General features: G+C 60.2%; 24 protein-coding genes and 1 pseudogene. 11 read left to right on the forward strand and 14 right to left on the reverse strand.

What is annotated here, in order from left to right; all coding sequences use genetic code 11:
- Nucleotides 1–261: 261 nt before the first annotated feature.
- Both RWK44_RS07685 and RWK44_RS07690 read left to right on the forward strand, forming a co-directional pair.
- The gene (locus RWK44_RS07685; RefSeq protein ID WP_206105866.1) at nt 262–1263 is read left to right on the forward strand and encodes a glycine betaine ABC transporter substrate-binding protein; all 1002 of its coding nucleotides are present in this window, start codon (nt 262–264) and stop codon (nt 1261–1263) included.
- A gap of 20 nt (nt 1264–1283) precedes the next feature.
- Nucleotides 1284–1637, forward strand: a complete 354-nt coding sequence (locus RWK44_RS07690; RefSeq protein WP_316028624.1) for a hypothetical protein — start codon at nt 1284–1286, stop codon at nt 1635–1637.
- Between the two features lie 37 nt (nt 1638–1674).
- On the opposite strand, the gene RWK44_RS07695 is transcribed toward RWK44_RS07690, so the two are convergent.
- Both RWK44_RS07695 and RWK44_RS07700 read right to left on the reverse strand, forming a co-directional pair.
- The gene (locus RWK44_RS07695) at nt 1675–1830 is read right to left on the reverse strand and encodes a hypothetical protein (RefSeq protein ID WP_003540537.1); all 156 of its coding nucleotides are present in this window, start codon (nt 1828–1830) and stop codon (nt 1675–1677) included.
- Between the two features lie 185 nt (nt 1831–2015).
- A complete protein-coding gene (locus RWK44_RS07700; protein ID WP_017960848.1) occupies nt 2016–2957 on the reverse strand; it encodes a LysR family transcriptional regulator in 942 nt (313 codons plus the stop codon).
- Nucleotides 2958–3030: 73 nt separating this feature from the next.
- Here RWK44_RS07700 and RWK44_RS07705 point away from each other — a divergent pair, with 73 nt between their 5' ends.
- Complete coding sequence (locus RWK44_RS07705; RefSeq protein WP_017960849.1) at nt 3031–3219, forward strand: hypothetical protein; 189 nt, start codon at nt 3031–3033, stop codon at nt 3217–3219.
- A 110-nt stretch (nt 3220–3329) separates the two neighbouring features.
- Here RWK44_RS07705 and RWK44_RS07710 read toward each other — a convergent pair whose 3' ends face one another.
- A complete protein-coding gene (locus tag RWK44_RS07710) occupies nt 3330–3938 on the reverse strand; it encodes a LysE/ArgO family amino acid transporter (RefSeq protein ID WP_020050356.1) in 609 nt (202 codons plus the stop codon).
- A 100-nt stretch (nt 3939–4038) separates the two neighbouring features.
- Here RWK44_RS07710 and RWK44_RS07715 point away from each other — a divergent pair, with 100 nt between their 5' ends.
- Entirely contained in the window at nt 4039–4932 is an 894-nt protein-coding gene (locus RWK44_RS07715; RefSeq protein WP_077978440.1) for a LysR family transcriptional regulator ArgP, read from the forward strand.
- Nucleotides 4933–4980: 48 nt separating this feature from the next.
- Here RWK44_RS07715 and RWK44_RS07720 read toward each other — a convergent pair whose 3' ends face one another.
- Together RWK44_RS07720 and greA are read right to left on the reverse strand one after the other, a co-directional pair.
- Entirely contained in the window at nt 4981–5301 is a 321-nt protein-coding gene (locus RWK44_RS07720; protein WP_376776624.1) for a hypothetical protein, read from the reverse strand.
- A 24-nt stretch (nt 5302–5325) separates the two neighbouring features.
- Nucleotides 5326–5808, reverse strand: coding sequence for a transcription elongation factor GreA (greA, locus tag RWK44_RS07725; RefSeq protein ID WP_316028625.1), 483 nt, complete (start codon nt 5806–5808; stop codon nt 5326–5328).
- Nucleotides 5809–6046: 238 nt separating this feature from the next.
- Between greA and RWK44_RS07730 the strand changes: the two genes are divergently transcribed.
- Nucleotides 6047–6766, forward strand: coding sequence for an MgtC/SapB family protein (locus RWK44_RS07730; RefSeq protein ID WP_168285077.1), 720 nt, complete (start codon nt 6047–6049; stop codon nt 6764–6766).
- 25 nt (nt 6767–6791) lie between these two features.
- On the opposite strand, the gene RWK44_RS07735 is transcribed toward RWK44_RS07730, so the two are convergent.
- The 5 genes and pseudogenes from RWK44_RS07735 to RWK44_RS07755 form a co-directional block, all read right to left on the reverse strand.
- Nucleotides 6792–6977: a DUF3008 family protein gene (locus RWK44_RS07735; protein ID WP_003564288.1), complete on the reverse strand. Its 186-nt coding sequence runs from the start codon at nt 6975–6977 to the stop codon at nt 6792–6794.
- Nucleotides 6978–7052: 75 nt separating this feature from the next.
- Nucleotides 7053–7225 (reverse strand): annotated as a pseudogene (locus tag RWK44_RS07740) (DUF2945 domain-containing protein).
- Nucleotides 7226–7340: 115 nt separating this feature from the next.
- On the reverse strand, nt 7341–7574 hold the full coding sequence (locus RWK44_RS07745) for a DUF2171 domain-containing protein (RefSeq protein WP_017964693.1): 234 nt from the start codon (nt 7572–7574) through the stop codon (nt 7341–7343).
- An 81-nt stretch (nt 7575–7655) separates the two neighbouring features.
- The gene (locus RWK44_RS07750; RefSeq protein WP_222061056.1) at nt 7656–8612 is read right to left on the reverse strand and encodes a DUF2950 domain-containing protein; all 957 of its coding nucleotides are present in this window, start codon (nt 8610–8612) and stop codon (nt 7656–7658) included.
- Nucleotides 8613–8632: 20 nt separating this feature from the next.
- Complete coding sequence (locus RWK44_RS07755; RefSeq protein ID WP_222061054.1) at nt 8633–10015, reverse strand: DUF3300 domain-containing protein; 1383 nt, start codon at nt 10013–10015, stop codon at nt 8633–8635.
- Between the two features lie 757 nt (nt 10016–10772).
- On the opposite strand from RWK44_RS07755, the gene RWK44_RS07760 reads away from it, so the two are divergent.
- From RWK44_RS07760 to RWK44_RS07780, 5 genes are all read left to right on the forward strand, one after another.
- Entirely contained in the window at nt 10773–11237 is a 465-nt protein-coding gene (locus RWK44_RS07760) for a hypothetical protein (RefSeq protein WP_128401682.1), read from the forward strand.
- 196 nt (nt 11238–11433) lie between these two features.
- Nucleotides 11434–13152, forward strand: coding sequence for a SulP family inorganic anion transporter (locus tag RWK44_RS07765; protein ID WP_316028626.1), 1719 nt, complete (start codon nt 11434–11436; stop codon nt 13150–13152).
- A gap of 17 nt (nt 13153–13169) precedes the next feature.
- Entirely contained in the window at nt 13170–14003 is an 834-nt protein-coding gene (gene ppk2, locus RWK44_RS07770) for a polyphosphate kinase 2 (protein ID WP_131663549.1), read from the forward strand.
- A 102-nt stretch (nt 14004–14105) separates the two neighbouring features.
- Nucleotides 14106–14438 carry a hypothetical protein gene (locus RWK44_RS07775; RefSeq protein WP_131663550.1) on the forward strand — a complete coding sequence of 111 codons (333 nt, stop codon included), beginning with the start codon at nt 14106–14108 and terminating at the stop codon, nt 14436–14438.
- A 175-nt stretch (nt 14439–14613) separates the two neighbouring features.
- The gene (locus tag RWK44_RS07780; protein ID WP_168285074.1) at nt 14614–15111 is read left to right on the forward strand and encodes a CYTH domain-containing protein; all 498 of its coding nucleotides are present in this window, start codon (nt 14614–14616) and stop codon (nt 15109–15111) included.
- 103 nt (nt 15112–15214) lie between these two features.
- Here RWK44_RS07780 and RWK44_RS07785 read toward each other — a convergent pair whose 3' ends face one another.
- The 4 genes from RWK44_RS07785 to RWK44_RS07800 all read right to left on the reverse strand — a co-directional run bounded on the left by RWK44_RS07785 (nt 15215) and on the right by RWK44_RS07800 (nt 18032).
- On the reverse strand, nt 15215–15469 hold the full coding sequence (locus tag RWK44_RS07785; protein ID WP_245503828.1) for a hypothetical protein: 255 nt from the start codon (nt 15467–15469) through the stop codon (nt 15215–15217).
- 28 nt (nt 15470–15497) lie between these two features.
- Nucleotides 15498–16526: a DUF2955 domain-containing protein gene (locus tag RWK44_RS07790; RefSeq protein WP_131663551.1), complete on the reverse strand. Its 1029-nt coding sequence runs from the start codon at nt 16524–16526 to the stop codon at nt 15498–15500.
- On the reverse strand, nt 16516–17622 hold the full coding sequence (locus RWK44_RS07795) for an HlyD family secretion protein (RefSeq protein WP_316028627.1): 1107 nt from the start codon (nt 17620–17622) through the stop codon (nt 16516–16518). Before RWK44_RS07795 ends, RWK44_RS07790 begins: the two co-directional genes overlap by 11 nt.
- 152 nt (nt 17623–17774) lie before the next feature.
- On the reverse strand, nt 17775–18032 hold the full coding sequence (locus RWK44_RS07800; protein WP_131663553.1) for a hypothetical protein: 258 nt from the start codon (nt 18030–18032) through the stop codon (nt 17775–17777).
- 146 nt (nt 18033–18178) lie between these two features.
- Here RWK44_RS07800 and RWK44_RS07805 point away from each other — a divergent pair, with 146 nt between their 5' ends.
- On the forward strand, nt 18179–19999 hold the full coding sequence (locus RWK44_RS07805) for an adenylate cyclase (RefSeq protein ID WP_222061047.1): 1821 nt from the start codon (nt 18179–18181) through the stop codon (nt 19997–19999).
- The last annotated feature ends 142 nt before the right edge of the window (nt 20000–20141 follow it).

The following is a 20141-nucleotide window of genomic DNA, read 5'->3' on the forward strand; positions in this document are numbered from 1 at the left end:
CCGAGAGCGCCAATTTCGGAATGCTGACATAAATTCTTCGAATTCAATAATTTAGTCACGCAACCATGAGCAGAAGATGGTTGATTTCTGCGAGCGAACGCGTAGGCTCCGTCATAACGCGCCATTGTTGAACATGGCTTGCCCATGAACCGGAAAGCCTGTCGCCGTATCGCCCGGCAGGCATTTTCCCTTCGGGTGCCGGAGAGATTTGTCGGTGAATTTCAGAGCCTGCTGCACGTCCGCCTAAGAAGAATTCGGGGAATGACGATGAAGACGTTTCTGATTCCGGCCGTCTTTGCCGCGGCTCTTTCTACCGTCGTGCCGGCCGAAGCCGCCGAATGTGGCAGCGTTTCGATCGCCGAAATGAAATGGGCCTCAGCAGGCATTGCGGCGAGTTTCGACAAGATCATCCTGGAAAAAGGCTACGGCTGCTCGGTCACCATCGTCGATGGCGACACCCTGCCGACCTTCGCCTCGATGAATGAGAAAGGCATCCCCGACATCGCCTCGGAATACTGGATCAATTCCGTCAGGTCCCTGCTCGATCAGGCTGTCAACAGCGGCCGGCTGGTACAGGGGGCCGAAATCCTGGCCGACGGCGCCGTCGAGGGTTGGTGGATTCCAAAATTTATCGCCGACGCCCACCCCGACATCCGCTCGGTCGAGGACGCGCTAAAACATCCCGAACTCTTCCCCGCCGAGGACGACCCGTCGAAAGGCGCAGTTTACAACTGCCCCGCCGACTGGAGCTGCCAGATATCGACCACCAACCTGTTCAAGGCGCTTGCCGCCGACAAGAAGGGCTTCGAACTCGTCGAGACCGGCAGTCCCGAACGGCTCGATTCGTCGATTGCCCGCGCCTTCGACAACAAGATCGGCTGGCTCGGTTATTACTGGGCGCCGACCGCCATCCTCGGCAAATACGACATGACGCGCCTGAGCTTCGGCGTCGGCCACAACAAGAATGAATGGGACCGCTGTACCGCGGTTGCCGGCTGCGCCAGGCCCGAGCTCAACTCCTACCCGGTCTCGCGCGCCTTCACACTGATGACCAGGTCCTTCGCCAGCCGTGCCGGACCTGTCACGGCCTATCTCAAGACCCGCAAATGGGACAATGCGACGATCAACCAGGTGCTCGCCTGGCAGGACGAAAACCGCGAAAGCAACGAGGATGCCGCGATCTATTTCCTTCGCAATTACGAGAGTCTGTGGACGAAATGGGTGCCGGCCGATGTAGCCGAGAAGATCAAGGCGAGCTTATAACGGCCAAAACACGATCAAGCATGGACGATTCGATGATTCCCTTTCCCGACCGCGATACCGTTGCGGAAAAGCTCGCCGCGCTGTCGGAGACCGACAAGTCCTACCTGGCGCTGCTCATGGAAAACGCCGCCCAGGACGACAATCTGCTCGACGGCCTGCGCCGCCATCTCGATCTTGCCGCCGGATCGCGTTTCCTGAACTCGCTGAAGCTCGACAATCTAGGATTCTGGCTCGGAAGCCAGGCTCCGGACCGGTTGCAGATCCGGCTGATGGAAACGGCCCGTTCCGGCCAGCATCCCGCCTACCAGGCCTTCCGCACCGGTCTCGACCGATCCGGCGGGTTGGAAAAGGTTTACCCCCCGGTCATCCGATAGGATGATCCGGCAATCCCGGCAGGAATCTGAACCGTCGCTACTTCTTCGCGGCGCGGTCGACTGAGCGGCCAGCGTCCTGCGTCGCGTTCACGGTATTTGCCGTATCCTTTCCTATGCCGCGGATCGTGTTGCCGCAGGAGGAAAGGGCAAGAAGAACCATTAAGGCTGCGGCAATTTTGGCCGTTGTCGTCATCTCGGATATCCTTGTTTGAGATCTACCCCGAACGGCGACAAATGCCGTCCGCGCCAATAACGCGCGACAAACCAAAAGGTTCACGGGTTGGAAGGATACCAGCTAGCGCTAAGGACGCCCTATCACAACGCAATCGGCGCGTAATCCTTTCCCAAAAATCGAATCGGATCTTCGGGGACTATGCGCTAGGCGGCGACCGCCTTCGCTCTCTCGGCAAAGGCGCCGCGAATGCTGTCGGCCACCGTCTCGATCGGCCCCGATACCTGCGAGGCGGTCAGCAGGCGGATATCGAAGGCGCCGAGCTCCGGCAGCCCTTCCTGAGGCCCGAGGATCGCCATGTCCTCGTTGACATAGGACAGCGGCAACGGCGCTATGGCGAGATCGGAAAGCACGGCGGCGCGCTGCGCCATCGTGTGACCGCTGAGATAGGCGACGCGATAATGCCGCTTGTTGCGCTCGAGCTGGGAGAGTGCCTCCTGGCGCCAGATGCAGCCGTCTTCCCAGATCGAGATCGGCAGCGGATCGCGCCGATGCGCCGAACCGCACTTGGCGCCGGCCCAGACCAGCCGCTCGCGGAACACCACCTCACCGCCCGTCGGGAACGGCCGTGTCGCACAGTTGATCAAGGCCAGGTCGAGCCGCTGCTCCTCCATGCGCTTCTTCAGCCCGATGCTCATGTCGATGGTCACATCGACCATGATGCCGGGATAGCTCTCGGCGAAACTCTTCAAGATGCTCGGCAGCAGCCGTTCGCCGATATCCTCTGGCGCGCCGAGCCGCACGACGCCGCTGAGTTCCGGCATGATGAAGCGCGACACTGCCTCGTTCGACAGCGCCAGGATGTTGCGGGCATAGGACAGCAGCATCTCGCCGTGGCGCGTCAACGACACCGAGCGGGCGTCGCGCAGAAAAAGCGTCGCCCCAAGCTGTTCTTCAAGCTTCTTAATCTGCATCGATACCGCCGACGGCGTGCGGAAGACAGCCTCTGCGGCGGTCGAAAAATTGCCTGTTTCGGCGATCGCCACGAAGGTACGCAGCACTTCATTGTCAAGCAGCGGAATGGGACGGCGAAAGGGAATGCTCATCGTCGCATCTTTCAATTTTTCTGATTTATAACCCCATATCATTTTGTTTGATTGAATGTCAATTGACCCTCATATTTCGAGTGTCGGCAGCTAAATGCAGCAAAGGAGGCCCGACATGTCTCAAACAAGCATCTGGAATATCGTACAGGCCCTTTCCGCATTCAAGTCGCAGAGGCGCAGGGATGCCAACCATGAGCATGCGCTCCGGGAGCTAAGGCGCTTTCCGCCACATCTGCTGGCAGACTGTCAGCGCGAGATGGAGTTGACCGTCCCGGAGCGCCGCGCGTGCGATGGGACGCGGTAGAGACGCTTCATCGGTTTGAACCCGCACAGGATCTGGACAGATCGATGCCGGTCCACTTGCAACGTCCGCTCGACCTGCGCCGCAGCGGCCGACCGACAGCCGAACGGCGGTCACAACCCGCCCAGCAGCTTGAACGCTATGATCCACATCGTGAAAGCGACGAGCGTTTCCAGCATGCGCCAGGACGAGGGTTTCGAGAAGATCGGCCGCAACCGCTTCGCGCCATATCCGAGCGAAAAGAAGAACAGGAAGGACCCCGTCACCGCCCCTGCCGCAAAAGAAGCCTGCTCTCCCGGATATCGTGTCGATATCGTGCCGAGCAGCACCACGGTGTCGAGATAAACATGCGGATTGAGCCAGGTGAGTGCGAGGCAGGTTGCCAGCGTCTGCCGAAAGCTCGATGGCTTGGCTTCCGCGGCCGTGAGAGCGGCGGACGACCGCAAGGCGGAATAGAGGCTTCTTGCCCCGTACCAGACCAGAAACATAGCTCCCCCGTAGCGCATGACGGGATCGAGCCAGGGCATGAACCTGGCGATTTGATGGAGGCTGGTCACGCCAAGCACGATCAGCGCGGCATCTGATACCGCGCATGCGAGGCAGACGGCGAAGACATGTTCGTTGCGCAAGCCCTGACGGAGAATGAAGGCATTCTGCGCGCCGATGGCGACGATCAGGCTGAGGCCCATCATCAGGCCGGTTCCATAGATCGAAAAATTCATCTCTTCGGCTAACGCCCCTCATTTCGGTGAGGTTGCGCTATCGCCATTTCGAGAATTAGGCTAATTAATCTAACTTACCCAGATTAAGTGAAACTAATCCATGCTCGACTATCCCGCTCTTCGCGCCGTCGCAACTATTGTCCAGACAGGCAGCTTCGAAAGAGCTGCGACCGCCTTGAACGTGACCCCTTCGGCCATTTCGCAGCGCGTGAAGCAACTCGAAGAGCGTCTCGGCGTCGTCCTCATCGTCAGAGGCACGCCGTGCACGGCGACGGAAAAGGGAGAATGGCTCTGCCGCCATATGGAGAATGTCGGCATGCTCGAAGCAGAACTCTTCGGGCAACTGCCCGCCCTCGTCGATCCCGACGAACCACGCCAAAGGGTCACGCTTCAAATCGCGACGAACGCCGACAGCCTCGGAACATGGTTCGTCGAGGCCATGTCGAATTTTTCCAAAAGCTCTTCCTATCTGCTGAATGTCGCCGTCGACGACCAGGACCATACCGCCGAATGGCTGCAGCGCGGTCGGGTGATCGCCGCCGTCACCAGCCTGGAAAAACCGGTCCGCGGATGCCGGCGTTTTGCCCTCGGCGTTCTGCGCTACCATGCAACGGCAACCCCCGACTTCGTCACAAGCCATTTTCCGCAGGGCGTGACATCAGAGGCGATCCGCAACGCTCCGGCGCTGACATTCAATCAAAAGGATAGGCTACAGAGCAGTTGGATCAGGCGAACATTCGAACGCGATCTCGATTATCCCACCCACTGGCTGCCGTCGCCGCAGAGCTTCGTCGAGGCGAGCCTTTCAGGCATGGGATGGGGAATGAACCCGACCCAGCTGACCCGCGAGCACCTCGCATCCGGACGGCTGATCGAGCTGGTGCCCGACACGCCACTCGATGTCCCGCTCTACTGGCAGATAAATCGCCTCGCCGCCGACCGTCTGGCGGATCTGACACGCGAAGTCGTCACCGTGGCCAAGCGCCGCCTTTGATGCATCACTCAAAAATGCAGCATCATCCCGCTGAACGGGTCGCTTTTATCAGACGTAAGCCGTGCGGCTGCCGAACTCGCTGGTCTCGTCAAAATTCGTCGTGCCGATACACTCGCTTTCGCCGGAAAGTTCTTTCGGAGCGCCATCGGCAGGCTTCGATGCAGCAGACGCCTGAGTTTGGCTGCTCTCGCTCGCTTCGATCTTGGCAATCTTCGCTTCCAGCGTCGCGATGGATTTTTCGATCGTAGCCTTCTCTTGCTCGTCCTGCGTTTCCGACAGGGCTGCCTGCTTTTCGGCAAGCTGCGCCTCAAGAGAGGCAAGCTGATCCGACGAACTGGAAGACGAGGTTGAAGCGGCTGAACTCAAAATGGTGGCTACGCGAATAGACCACTCCTATGCGATGGCGATGATCTCCAGTTCCTGGCCGCCTGTCTCGACCATATCCCAGACAGCCTTGCCCATCAGCAGCCGCGCCACCGGGGAGACATAGGAAATGGACCCGGCCTTCGGATCGGCCTCGTCCTCTCCGACAATGCGATAGGTCTGCACACGCCCGTCGTCACGACGGAAAGTCACCGTGCTGCCGAAGGCGACGGTATCGATTGACGTAGGGGCAGGCATGAGCTGAGCGGTGCGAAGTCTTGCGGCTAAGTAGCGAAGATCACGCAAGGGATTGGCCGTCTGCCGCCGCCGTTCGTTCACGTCTTCGATGGGGCTCGCAGCATCATAAGCCTCGCGAGCCTGCAGGAACTGCAATTCTAGAGCCTTCAATCCCGCTTCCGTGACGAGGTTCGGATGCGGCGAAATCGGACGATCGGGCAGCAGGGTTTCCGAAGCGGTTTCGAAACTCTCTTCCTTGGTGAAAGCGACGGCCAATCTCGAACTCCGTTTTAGACGCCACGCGCAGGTTGGTGGGGGATTATCCCCGGTTCGGAAGCATACACCGAGCGCCGACAAACCGCCAATCTTGCCATCTGGGCAAACCTCTACGACCCCGAAGCAAAGGGAACGTCCTGGCCGACATTGCGTTTATCTCATCCGGAGGCACTGTAGCGCAGGAGGAACGAATGCCCCGCCAGCAGCGAAGGAGCGGCAACACCGTCAGGGTCAGACGATGCCTTCACTCCTGACCGACGCGATGCCGCTCACACCAAGCTGGTGGGACATCGCTGCACGGATCGTACTGACGGTGGTCGCCGGCGGCCTCATCGGTCTCGACCGCGAGCGCGGCGGTCACGCCGCAGGCTTCAGGACTACGATCCTGGTGGCGCTTGCCGCTTGCCTGGCGATGATCCAAGCCAATCTCCTTCTATCGACCTACGGAAAAACGTTCAACTTTTTCACGCAAATGGACGTGCTGCGCTTTCCCCTCGGCGTGCTCACGGGCGTCGGCTTCATCGGCGGCGGAGTGATCCTGAGGCGCGGCGACACGATGACGGGCGTCACGACGGCCGCGACCATGTGGTTCATGACCGTCGTCGGCCTCTGCTTCGGCGGCGGCCAGATCGTGACGGGGACGGTGGCCACCCTGGTAGCCTTCATCGTGTTGTCGCCGATGAAGCAACTGGACACGTGGCTGCGATCCGAACGCAAGGCAACGCTCGTGATCTACTGTCCGAACTCCGGTATTCCCGATCTGTCGGATGTGCTTAGCCCTCTCGAATGCAGCGCGCTGTTCGGATCGCTGAAACGGACCGAGGACGGCCGCATCGGGGCGGCCTTCGAATTGCGCTGGCTCACGAAAGATCCAGACGCATCCGCCCGCACAATCCTGGCCGCCGTCTCCGAGTCGCACGACGTCGCGGAATTTTCCATACAATCGACGACGACCTGAGCCGGGGACGCCATGATTTCGCCGTCTATTTCGAGGCGTGTTCCGGTTTGCCCTTTCTCTTGGTCGAGGCAAACTCTTCGAGTTGCTTTTCGCTCATGGACTCGACCATCTGCTTCGAAGCGCCCTTGAGCTCCTTCTTCGGCGTCTCGCCGCGCTTTGCCGAGAGCGCGGCACCCGCAGCTTTTTGCTGGGCTTTCGACTTGGCTGGCATATTCGATCTCCTTGTATCTGAATAAAGTGCCCGCGGTCGTCAGAGCTTCCTGAGTTCGTAGGGCTTGTGCGCGGCTCACTTTCCCGTTTTTTCGCTTTCGACGATATACTGCGCTCTGCCACCGTGGCCTTCACTGTGTGACCCTTGATCTTCGTCTGGCTGGTCTGCTTCCTAATCACGTTGCCCTTGGTCTTTCCCTGGCTGGTATTCCAGCTGACCTCATCGCCCCTCTTCAATTGCTTCGATATGGCGGGTTCCTTTAAAAGCATGATGCCGAAAAGTGTGAGCGGTTTTCGGACGACATCATGCTCTAACCATCCTGTTCAAGGAGGCTGCGGCCCATAAGCCGCAGCCGACCGGCGGTCAGTTGATGGTGGCCCACTGGCTTCGGACATCCCTGGCGTTCTTTGACAGATGGACGTGTGCGTCCACGTGATCGACCCAATCGAGCGGGATCAAGTGGTGCTTTCCATCCCCCGAGTCGGTCTTCGTCAGTTTGATGCGCGTGGGGCCGTCGAGATGATCGACTGTGCCGACATGGGTGCCGTCGGCAGCCCGAACTTCCATATGTTCACGGATCTGATCTGCAGAAATCATCGTTTCCTCCTTTGCATCATTGCCAGATACGAAGCGGCAACGAGGTGGAGCGGACTTGGTTCCAAACATCCGCGACCGTGTTCAATCAGCAGTCACGTCCCAATTGTCACCTGGGTTGAAGGTCCTGACACCGGCAGCTATCTTTTCGGTCTCCCGGCCGAGATCGGCCTGGTAGACCGTGCCGTTCGCGTTGACTGCGAATGTGTGCACGCCGGTTTCGCCATATCGGATCGGCCAGGCGATAAGGGCAAATCCCGCGATCATATTGCCGTTGATCACATAATCGAACTTTCCACCCGCGATGTTCGGCCCCTGGCCGTCGATGATCCTGTAGCGATAGCCGTAATAGCCCTCGCCGGCCTTCGCCTTGTCAAGCGCAGCATTGTCTTCCAGGGCATTGCCCGCCGGGCTATCGCCCTCGCCGAGATCAGGCGACCAATAGAGCCCGTCGGTTTTGCCGTCGCTGCTGATCAGTTTCTGAGCATATTCCAGGACGCCGTCATCGTCGTGGTCGGCGGAAGAATATTCCTTTTGGGCGTCGACATAGGCCTTCATCGTGTCGATGGTCTGCAATTCGTTCTCGCCGACGCGACGATTGATGATCTCCTCGAACCCGGCATAGGTGTCGAAGCCCCATTTGCCATCGTCGCCCTTCACGATCGGAAATGGCAGAGGCCATAATTTGTCGCCGATCTCGATGATCTTGCGGTCATCGACGTCCTTCACGACGATCTTCTTGCTTGTGCCGTCCCGAATCTGTGCGTAGGTGTCCATCACGCCTTCGCCTGCCTTCGCTTTCGCTGCATCAATACCCAGCAGCGCCGCGAACTTGTCGAAATCATCAGACGCCAAGGCCGCTTTGAAGGCGTCAACGGCCTGTTCCGGCGTCTCGAATACGGGGGGATCGCTCTGTGAAGCGAAGTCCGAGATGACGGTTGCATCGGATGGTTCTGCTGCAGATGCCGGAACCGGATTGGTGGCGAGAGCCGCTAGAGTGAACATCGAACCCAGAAGCATGTTTCTGACTGACTTGGTCATGACTTTCCTCCTTCTTTCCGTCACCGACGACCGCCGCCGCGTCCACCACCGCCGCGGCCGCCGCCACCGCCGTGCATTGCTCTACCGCCGCCACGATTGCCTCCGGCCATGGCCTGTCTGCCGCGGTTGGACTGCATCTCAGCGCGCCTGCCGCTGTCGACCTGACCGAGGGCCGACGGCTTTCTCGGCCGGCTGTCGACCCGGGCCGCAGGCTTCGGCTTTGCGACCGGACGTTTGGCGTTGACCCCGGGCCTTGCTTTTTCGGCCGCCCTGTTCGGCGTCCTTGCCTCGGGCCTGCGATTCTGTGCAGCCTGCGCTCCCTTCCCGCCACCAGGAGCCGCTCCCATATTGCCTGCATTGCTGCGGGCAGCACTTATCCTGTCCGCATCGATCTTGCTCTTGCGGACATCGTTGACGCTGATTTTGCTTGGCTGGTCGCGGATCGTGTTCGCACGGTCGTTGCCTCTAGCTCCGACCCTGTTGCCGGCATTCGCCTCGATACTGCTCCGGAAGGAGCCGCGGTCGATATTGTTGAACTGCGCCCCGTCGAACCCGATCTTGCTGCGGTCGACATTCTTCCAGTCGACGTCGTTGATATTCATTTTGCCGTTGATGTTGTTGAGGCAATTGTTGCAGTCGATATCGACGTTGCCGTTCCAGCGACCGCCCCATACGCCCCAACGGTTCCAGTCGACGGCAGCGGCCCACACCGCTCCCGTCACCACACCCGCGAAAAATGTGGCGGTCGGATAGTAGTAGTTCGGATACGGCTCGGAATAGTAGCCGATCGGCGCGGCCACATAATTCGGTTCATACAGCATCTCCGGCGCATACTGCGGAACGTAGATCTTGTCAGGACTGGCGGAGACGATCACGACGTTGTCGTTCTCCTGGCTGACCTTGATCTTGTCGTCCGTCTTGATGATGCCGTCGGCGACCGCTTTGTCGCGCAGCTGCTGTATGGCGATCAAAACGTCCTTCTGCTGGTAGGAGAGCGCCTCTCCGAGCGACTGCGTCCAGTCCAGATCGTCGCTCATCATCGTGACGATCTGGGGATAGTTCAACAGGGATACGATGCTGCCGTCCCACGACGTCTTCGGCTTGAGCTCGGGCTGCTTCTTCAAGGTTTCGAGAAACCGGGCTGCTTCCACGACCTGCAGCGGATAGAGCGACGCCGATGTGACGAGCGCGACCAGTTCGTCCGGATAAAGCGCAATCCGCGCCACCAGGATTTCGAGTTCATCCTCGCTCAACGGCGCCGGCGCGTCGTCTTTTTCCGCGACGGGACTGGAAGGGGTCGGCTCCTGCGCGGCGGCGATCGGTGTCGGATGTGGCGAAAACGGGAAACCTGCAAAAGGCAGGAACAAGCCTGTGGCGAGTAACAATGCGTGAGGTCTAGCCATCTCAAATCCTCCTTGCGGTCAGACATGGTGTGTAGGCTGTCGACTATTGTATCTTCGCTCGTGCCGCATACTCCTCCGAGTGGAGGAGGATTGATAGCTAAACATCGGCCAAGCCGTCTTTTGCTCCAAATTTATAGCAAAGACAGCTCCAGGCGTAGTCGTGGGACTGATCTGGGACGTATGTTACAGTAACACCCTTGCAAAAGCGGAGTTCAGAGCGCAGGCTAAAATCGACCGCGGGCCGCTTGACCACGAAGTCATGGGCACGCTGAAAGCGCATTCGCGTCAACAGCATCGCCCCAGGCGCCATTCGCACGCCGATCCAGCGCGTGGCAAACCTCGGAAGCCTACGTCGAACTGATGAAGCTCATTCCATACAAGCGCATCGGCGAGACGGAGGAGATTGGCCGGATGGCGGTGCGGCTTGCGTCTGATTTCACCGACTACATCGTCTGAGCGACGATCTATGTCGACGGCGGAATGATGCTGTACCCCGGTTTCGAAACCGGTGGCTAACGTTCCATGTCGTGGCGCGGTGCCCTGCCGCCTCCGGCTCGGCACGTCAACGAGATGGAGCCGACAACACTCCTGCTTCATGCATTTCGCCCATGCCGCATATTCATCCCAGTGGGAGGGTTGACGGCTAAAATATCGGCAGCGCGGTAGGTTACCAGAACCTACAGTATCATACTGTCTAGCTTGACTTATCGATGCTGTAATTTTTGGTCTTGGCCTTGGACCAGTGGGAGGGAACGTCATGGCTGAAAGTGAAAAGTCAAATCCTCAGATGCTTAGCGCGGACGAATTGAGGCAGAAAGCTCTGGAACTGCAGCTGATAGAAATGCAGCGTGATGACAAAGTCAAAGCGCGTGAAGCAAAAAAACACGCGGAGTTCGTCGATGACTTCTTCCGCAAACACGTCGGCGACAAGGAACGTGACATTATCAGGCGCGTCGTCATGAAGGCAGCCGCCGACGGCAAATCCGAGGCCATGGTTTATAGCTTTCCCTCGAGCTTCTGCACGGATAGCGGCCGCGCGATCAACAGTGCCCGGCCAGAGTGGCCGACGACGCTTCAAGGAAAAGCCAAGGAAATATATGATCTTTTCGTCGAAGTGGCCCGGCCTCACGGCTACAAGTTGAAAGCGATGGTCATCAGTTTTCCGGGCGGTATGCCGGGCGACATCGGCTTCTTCCTGAATTGGGAGGCACCCGTCGGCTAGGCCGCTGCGCAACCATGCGGGTCGTCAGCCATGGGTTCGGCCAGCGCGTCAGCGTCCGCGGTCAACCCTTCGGCTGACGCTGGCAAGGCCATCTTCGTCAAAGCCCAATCTGCGCCCAGTCTGGAGCGATCGGAAGCCACCCCACTGGTAGCCTGAGTTCGCTTCAGCAGATGAATGAATTTCGGGGGGGAGTGGCATGCTTCAAAGTTTTCATATGCCGGTATTCAGGGGCCTGGAAGGATTTCGCGCGGACTGGCTGCGAAGCGATATTCCTGCGGGGCTGTCGATTGCGGCTGTCGGACTGCCGAGTGCGATCGCTTATCCCGCCATCGCCGGCCTCCCCCCGGAAACGGGGATATATGCGAGTATCGTCGCGCCCGTTGCCTACGCTCTGTTCGGGCCGTCGCGGCTATTGGTGGTCGGACCGGACGCCGGGACCATGGCGGTTCTCGCGGCGGTCATAGGAACTGTCATCGCCGCGCAACCTGCCGGCACATCAGCCGATCCGGTTGCGATCGCGTCTGCCCTGGCGCTCGGCGTCGGAGCCTTCTATTTTGCAGCACGGCTGCTGCGGCTAGGCGTCCTCGCAAGCTTTCTATCCCGCCCGATTCTGGTCGGCTTCTTTGCCGGCGTATCCATCTCGATCCTTGTCGGGCAGATCGGCCGCTTTACCGGGGTGCGTATCGAGTCCGACGGTCTCCTGCCGCCGATTGCCGAGATCATTCGCAAGAATGCCTTGATCCATTGGCCGACATTGCTGTTCGGGCTCGCCATGTTCGCACTGTTGTGGATCGTGAAAGCCACGCGGCTGCCTGTACCGGGACCCGTCGTCGTTGTCGTTGTTTCCGTCATTCTCTCCGCCATCTTCAACTTTGAAGCCGCTGGCATCCGCGTCGTTGGCGATCTCCCCACCGGGCTGCCGTCATTCTCCCTCCATGCATTCTCTCAAATGCCCATGGACAGGATCGTCCTTGGGTCGGCAGCCGTCTTTCTGATCAGTTTTGGTTCGAGTATCGTCGCCGCACGAAGCTTCGGGGCGCGCTCCGGCGAGGAGGTCGACGCCAACCAGGAACTGATTGGGCTGGGCGGGGCGAACATCGCCCCTGGCCTGTTTGGTTCATTTCCCATCGCCGTGTCCGACTCGCGTACAGCGATCAATCTTGCAGTCGGCGGCAGATCGCAGGCAGCCGGTCTCGTTTCCGCCGTGACCCTGATGGCGGCGCTGCTGTTCTTGAATGGCGCCCTGCGCATCCTGCCGATCCCTGCCCTGGCGGCGATCCTGGCGGCAGCCGCAATCAGCCTGATCGACGTCAGCGAGTTGAGAAAGATATGGCACATCAGCCGCGCGGAGTTCGTCTTCGCCCTCATCGCCATGTTCGGAGCCATCAGCTTCGGAGTCCTGAACGGCGTCATCGTCGCGATCGCCGCAACCCTGATCTATCTCCTGCGCAAGACGATGTTTCCGAAAGACACGCTTCTCGGCCGCATTGCCGGACGCGATGGCTTCTACGACATGCAGCGCTTTCCGGAGGCCCGGGGCATTCCGGGCATCGCCATATGTCTCGTCCAGGGCAATCTGCTGTTTTACAACGCCGATTATGTCCGGATCCGGTTGCGCACCGTCGCTGACGGCCTGCCGGCCGAAACACGCTGGTTCGTCCTCGACGCCAGCGCCATTGCGCATATCGACAGCACCGGGGCCGCAGCACTTGATGCCGTGCAGGCAAACCTCTCCGGGCGGGGCATCGTCTTCGGCGTGGCTCATCTGAACGCCGAGGTCACGGAGCTGCTGGGCCGCGCCGGCGTCGTCGACGGCATCGGAGCCGGAAAGTTCTTTGGCGACACGGAGGACGCGCTGCGTGCCGCGCGCCTTGGGGAAGGAAGCGACCGGCCTTTGGTCGGCGATCATCAGTGAAGGGCAAGGAGGACGTGATGAACAAGCGGCAGGAAGACTACACCGAAGTGGACGAAATGAAAGGCAAGAAGTCCTGGAACTACGACAAGGAAATCGCAAAGCTTCAGGTCGAGCTCGCGCATCTGCAGGCTTGGGTGAAAAAATCGGGCGCTCGCGTCGTGATCATCTTCGAGGGCCGGGATGCTGCCGGCAAAGGCGGGATGATCAAGCGAATTACCGAGCGCGTCAGTCCACGTGTCTTTCGCGTGGTCGCGCTGCCGGCCCCGACCGATCGCGAAAAGACGCAAATGTACATGCAGCGCTACTTCGCACATATGCCCGCTGCGGGCGAAATCGTCATATTCGATCGCAGTTGGTACAATCGCCCCGGCGTCGACCGGGTGATGGGATTCTGCTCCGAGAAAAAGGCCCGGCGCTTTCTTGAGTTGGCTCCCGGTTTTGAAGCCTCGATCGTCGAAAGCGGCATCACCCTGCTGAAGTACTTCCTGACGGTCGGCGAGAAGGAACAGGATCGGCGCTTCAGGCGGCGGATCGAGGATCCGCTGCGGCAGTGGAAGCTCAGCCCGATGGATATCGAGTCGTACCAACGGTGGTGGGACTACACGGTTGCTTACGACGAGATGATCCGGGCGACGGACCGCCAGCACGCCCCATGGTGGATCGTGCCGTCCGACGACAAGAAGCGCGCGCGCATCAACTGCATCTCGCACATCCTGAAGTCGATTCCGTACGAAACGATGAAGTTCAACGCACCGGACCTTGGGAAACGTCAAAAGCGACCCGCTGACTACGTCGAAGACAAAAGCATCCGGCATATTGTACCGGATGTGGTCGCCGAGCAGATGCAATAGTCGAAGCCGCGCGGGAACGACACCGCAGTTTCAGGAGGAAGGCCCGCCCGGAACAGACCAGCTGTCCGGCGCGGCGATGTTATCAATCAACAGGAGTGTGTGATGATCCATCCATCGGACCGTGTGCTGTCTGTCGCCATTGCCTGCATTCTTCCCTTGGCCGGCATATCCGTTTCGCGAGCGCAGGCGGCCGAGCCGTTCGATCAATTTCCGATCGCCGTAGCCTGCGAATATAAAGGCCTGTACCAGATCTTCTATCTCACGAGATTGGAGGCGAATGGCGTGGCCACCTATGTCAATCCGAGCAAGCTTGCCGGAACGATATCTGTCGGCGGGACCGCCAAGGCCTTGGGCGAACCGATCGGTGGAAGTTGTCTCGGTAAAACGCTGGAGCAGCTCAGGGCGTCGGGACAGATCCTCGATCTGAAGCGCTAGCAATCTTCGTCCCGGAGTTTTGTCGGCATATGGCGATCAACGGCACGATCCGGCGGAGGGAGGCTGCATCCCTGCCGACTCGATATTAAAGTTCGGACGGCGGTGCCTGGTCGGGAAGTCCGTCAAGCACCCTCATTCAGGTTCGTCGCGGTTCGGAACGACAAGGGAGGCAAGAATGACCGCAGAGATTGAGCGAAAATTTCTGGTCGCAAACGATAGTTGGCGGGACCACGCTTCCAAGGGCGCCGCATTCTGCCAGGGCTACCTGCTGGCGAAGAAGAACCGCTTCGTGCGCGTCAGGATCATCGATAAGGCACACGCCGTCCTGACCGTTAAACTCCGGACCGGGCGCCTGCGGCGCGAGGAGTTCGAATATGAGATTCCTTACGCCGATGCCCTCGAAATGATCGCCTTTGCAACGAGTGTGGTGGATAAGACCCGCTATGAGGTGAACCATCGTGGCTGCCTTTGGGAGGTGGACGTCTACAGTGGCGTCCACGACGGATTGGTTGTCGCAGAAATCGAGCTTGCCGACGAAAGCGATCAACCTCCCTGCCCGCCGTGGCTCGGCCCGGAAGTGACCGGGAATGCCGCATTTTCCAATCGTAGGCTCGCAATGCTCGTTCAACGCAACGACTACCGCAGCCGGTATGTATCAAAGGCTGCAACCTGATGGGCCGCCTTTCCACGGGAGGGAACAATGAGCGCCTCGATAACGGGCGGCAGTTCCTCTGCGCCGGGTTGCAAGCAAAGACCTGATGCTAACGCGTCGGCAGTTAGCGCTGCAGGTCGTAGCACTGCGCCCTGCGGCTCCCGGTCTGGCAGGTCGGCGAGAAATGGAGGCGATAGCGCCTTTCTTTCATGCATTCGCTGAAGCCATTGGGGTCGGGTGGATCCTTCCACAGATGGGTGAGTTCGCAATGCTTGCGGGCCTTGAGGAAGTCTTCTGTTCTCTGGGCGGCGTCTACTGAGGCCACCGAAGCGACTAACGCCAAGAACATCGCGGGACTGAAGACAGCCGACTTCTTCAAGGTAACGTGCTCTCAGAGTACGACTGAGTCATACCGATATCCTCTTCGTTTCCGCGGCCCGCGGCCACAGGATGACGGCAAACAGCAGCGCGTAGATCAAGGCTGCTGCGACATAGACGATGCGGGTGGCGAAGGATTCTGCAGCACTCCCCGGCAGAGGCGAGACCCCGAGGCCGAACAGGATCAGGAAGGTTGTCAGGGCGCCGGCAAAAACCGGGGCGTCCTTCGAGCGAGCAGCCGCGCGCCCTCCGATGAGGAGGACGACGACGAGAACGATGACGAAGATCGAGAAAAGATTGGGGCGCAGCGATAGCGCGGCATAGGCAACGGAGGCGAGCACGCCGCCGAACAGGTTGACGAGCACGAGCCCGATCGCCACTCGCGCGCTCGCGGCAACGTCGAGCTGCCCGAGCAGCGAAGCAACAGTGATCGGAATGACCGCCGCGGCGGTCAGGTTGTCGCTCGTCAGGCAGATCACGACGGAGCCCAGAAGGATGACCGTGTTTGCCAGCGCCCGACCCAAGGCCGGCGGCCGCTCGTCGATCGCCACCGCCTCAACCTCCGGGGAAAACGGCTCGGGAAAGATCGCATGGGCGAACCACATCAGAGCCGTGCCGGACAACACCCCGGCGACCAGGATGGACAGGATGGAATTGGCGAGCTCCTTGTTCAGAATGCCGAGCAGAGGCACGATGATCGAAACGACCAGCACGAGAAAGACGGCCGGTCCTCCCTTTCCCGTCGACTGTGCGGCGAAGCACGCAAAATAGGTCAGCCCCAGGATCAGCAGAAAGGGTGCCGGACGGTCGCCGAGCACGTCGGTCAGAACCATCATCGCCATTCCTGCGATCAGGATGACCATCGCCGCCCCGATAGTCTTGCCGAGCGGCATCGGCCGCGAACTTCCGAGCAGAAACTGGGCGGCAAAGAGCGGACCAAGGAACGGTACGATAGCCCCGGCATAGACTGCGAGCGTGAAGCCGATGGAGACCGCGAATGCGACCCGCAGCCCCTTGCGTTTCTGCTCCTCGACCGCGGGGCTCCTCTCAGCGGACATAGGTTAGCACCGACATGATGCGGATCCAGAGCGATCCCCAGGCATTGGTGACCGGGTTGTCGCCGGTGTAGATGACGACGGTCGCCTGTGAGCCGTAGCGTACGCCGCCCTTGGGCCGCTGCGCCTCCTCGATGATGAGGCGGACCGGAAACCGCTGCGGCTCCTGGACCCAGCCGCTATCGCTCCGGATCGTCGGCAATCCGGTGTTCGGGTCCGTGCTCCCTTGCGATACGCCGAAACCAACGCTCTCGACTTGCGCCGGAAACAACCGACCGGGAAGCGCGTCGAAAAGGACTTCCGCCCGGTTGCCAACTGCCACCTTCTCGAGGCTATTCTCCTTGAAGGCGGCGGTGATCCAGATCGTTCCGACATCGATAAAGGTCATGGCTGACTGTCCGGCCGACACGACCTTACCGGTTGTAAGTTGGAGGTTGGTCACGACCCCGGCCGAAGGTGCCTGAACGGTGGTCCGCACCAGATCGAGTCGTGCCTTTTCGAGCGCTGCCAGAGCTGCCCGGAGCTGCGGATTGTCATTTCCGCTCGGCCCGAGCTGCTCCTTGGCCTTGGCCAGCTCAGCCTCAGCACCGGTGACGGCTGCCTCTGACTGAACGAAAGCCGATTTGGTTGAATCAGCCCGCGCTTTGGAATACACGCCCCTCTTTTGCAGCTCTGCGGCGCGTGCGGCTTGTTCGCGAAGATTGTCCCGATCGACCTGGGCCGTTACGAGCTTTGCCTGCGCCGCATCGACAGCAGCCGTTGACGCGCCCATTGACTGGCCGACACTTGCAAGGCTCGCCTCGGCCTCACTGACCGCGAGTTCATAGCGCTCGGGATCGATACGAAAGAGAATCTGGTCGGCCTCGACGCGCGAGTTGTCGGCGACGCCGACTTCCACCACCCGGCCGGTAACTTCGGGCGCGATGCCGACGATATAGGCTTGGACCTGAGCCTGCGAGGTCGATGGCGTGCGCCGCTCCATGAAGATGGAGAGGACGAACAGGACGAGCGCCAGGAGGAGGACGATGAGTGCTATCCTGCGGAGTGGATTCCGAGGCGTTGGGGAAATGGCAGGCTCGTCCAAGTTTTCGGAAACCACGGCAATATCCTTCGGAGGCGTTTCGTTTCGTGGAAGCGCAAAGTTTCAGCGCCGGACATCTGTCGCGATGGTCGTTACCGGGCGATGGAACGCAAGTAGGTAACCGTAACATACGCCTGGCGATGGCTTGCCGCGTGCTTAGTCTCGCCTCGTCAGCGTGCCGTTGGCGGTACCGAGGCGTCAAGCGCGCCCTCTATCTCCTTGGAGAGTTCGGCGATCAGTTCCTGGTATTCGACGACGCGCTCGTCGCGTTTCGGATCGGTTGAGCCGTTCCATTTCTGCAGCGCCGATTGGGCGTCGGCAAAGTCCCTGCAGATTTCCCGAAAATCCTCACTGCGGGCAGAGAGATCGTCGATCGCCCTGATCCTCGCTGGAAACTGCCGACGGACTGCGGTCACGCCTTCGTCCATGGTCCACTCCTTACCGGCATTCGAGACGTCGCCACTGCAACGTGTGCCAGATCCCGATCTTCATGGACGGCAATCGGTTCGTGGAGTATGTTACCGTAACATACGGTCTGGCAGTGATGTGACTCCACGGGGGATTGGGGACAGACATGCAGACATCGATACCAGCAGAGGGGTCTGCTGCATCCATTTCTTCAAGGCCGGCGCCTCAAGCCGACGATATCAGCGAGCAACTGGAACGTGTCGTCTCCAGCCCTGAATTTCCAGGCGTCGGTCGCGCGCCAGCGTTTCTCCGCTATGTCGTCTCGGAAACTCTCGAGGGTCGGGGCAACCGGATCAAAGCCTATTCGATCGCGATCGAGGTGTTCGGCCGGGATCCCGGCTTCACCCAGGATGACCCGGTGGTCAGGATCGAGGCCGGACGGCTGCGGCGGTCGCTCGAGCGCTATTATCTCGTTGCCGGGCAGCATGACCCGGTCAGGATCGACATCCCCAAGGGCGGATATGTTCCAACCTTCGCCTGGTCCTGCCCGGCGTCAGCCGACATTGGAGACGAAGACGCTGGCGAAACATCACCCTTTGAGGTTCGCCCCGGACGCTGGTGGCGCGCAAGGCGGGTCTTGTTGCCGGGTGCTGCCGCGCTCGCTGCAGTGGCTATTTCGCTCTATTGGATCGGGGCGCGGTCTCCCGCTCCGTCGCTCGAACGCGTTGCAAGCCTGTCGCCCGATCGGCCGGCCCTCGTCGTGGCCCCGTTTGCCAATCTCGGCGAAGGGCCGGAGGCACAGCTCTACACAGCTGGCCTGACTGAGGAGCTGATGACCATCCTGCCACGGTTCAAGGAGATCAAGGTCTTCGGCCGCGAAACGTCCAAGTCCCTCCCAGCGGATGTGGGCGCATCGGAGATCCGGGCCGAATTCGGCGCACGCTATCTCCTTGCCGGCGGGGTACGCACGTCGGGCAAGCGCCTTCGTGTAACCGCGAGGCTGCTCGATACGTCGGACGGCGAAATCCTCTGGTCGGAGAACTATGACAATGATCTCGCATCGGAAGACCTGTTTGCGATCCAGACGGATGTCGCCAGAAAGGTCGCGACCGCCATCGCCCAGCCCTACGGGGTCATGGCACAGGTCGACGCCGCCAGTCCGCCCCCGGATGACCTCGGTGCGTATGAGTGCACTTTGCGCTTCTATGCCTATCGTTCCGAACTGACCGCCGAAGCGCATGCGCGCGTCCGGGATTGCCTCGAGGCCGCGCTCGCGCGGTTTCCGAACTACGCGACCGCTTGGGCAATGCTGTCGATCGTCTATCTCGATGAGGACCGGTACAAGTTCAATCCGACACCAGACCAGGATACAGCCATACAGCGTGCACTCGATGCCGCCAGGCGCGCAACGCAGATCGATCCGAACAATACACGCGGACTTCAAGCACTGATGACGGCGCTGTTCTTTGACAGGCAGCTCGCTGAATCACTGCGTGTGGGCGAGCAGGCGCTCGCCACCAACCCCAATGACACCGAACTGATGGGCGAGTTCGGAACTCGGCTTGCGATCGCTGGCCAGTGGCAACGTGGAGCAAGCCTGCTGGACCAGGCCATCGCCTTCAATCCTGGCAGCGGCGGCTTTTACCACGGAACACGAGCCCTGGCCGCCTATATGCTCCGCGACAACCACACTGCCGTGCTGGAGATCAGACAGGCGAACATGCAGAAGTTCCCTCTCTTCCATGTTGTCGCCGCCGTCATCTACGCAGAGGCTGGCATGATGGACGACGCCCGCCGGGAAGGACAGGTGTTCGTCAGCATGCGACCCGACTTCCTGCCGAACATCGTCACCGAACTCGCAATGCGCAACATGCAGCCCGAAGATCGCGATCGTCTGATCGAAGGACTTCGCAAGGCGGGGATGACGGTGCCCGATCCCGATGCAATCGCGTCGACCGCCGCCACCTCGGACCTGCAACCCCGCTGATACTGTCTTCCCGACCGTAACATACCCGATCATACGGGCACGCCATCTCGTCTTCGCATAGTCTGGCCTCAGTGCCGACTTCGACCGCCGCGGCGTGCGGCGTCGAGGCCCGTACCAATTTGACAGGGCTATGAGGAACGCC

The sequence above is a fragment of the Rhizobium sp. 25PS6 genome (assembly GCF_032464655.1).
Taxonomy (GTDB): Bacteria; Pseudomonadota; Alphaproteobacteria; order Rhizobiales; family Rhizobiaceae; genus Rhizobium; species Rhizobium laguerreae.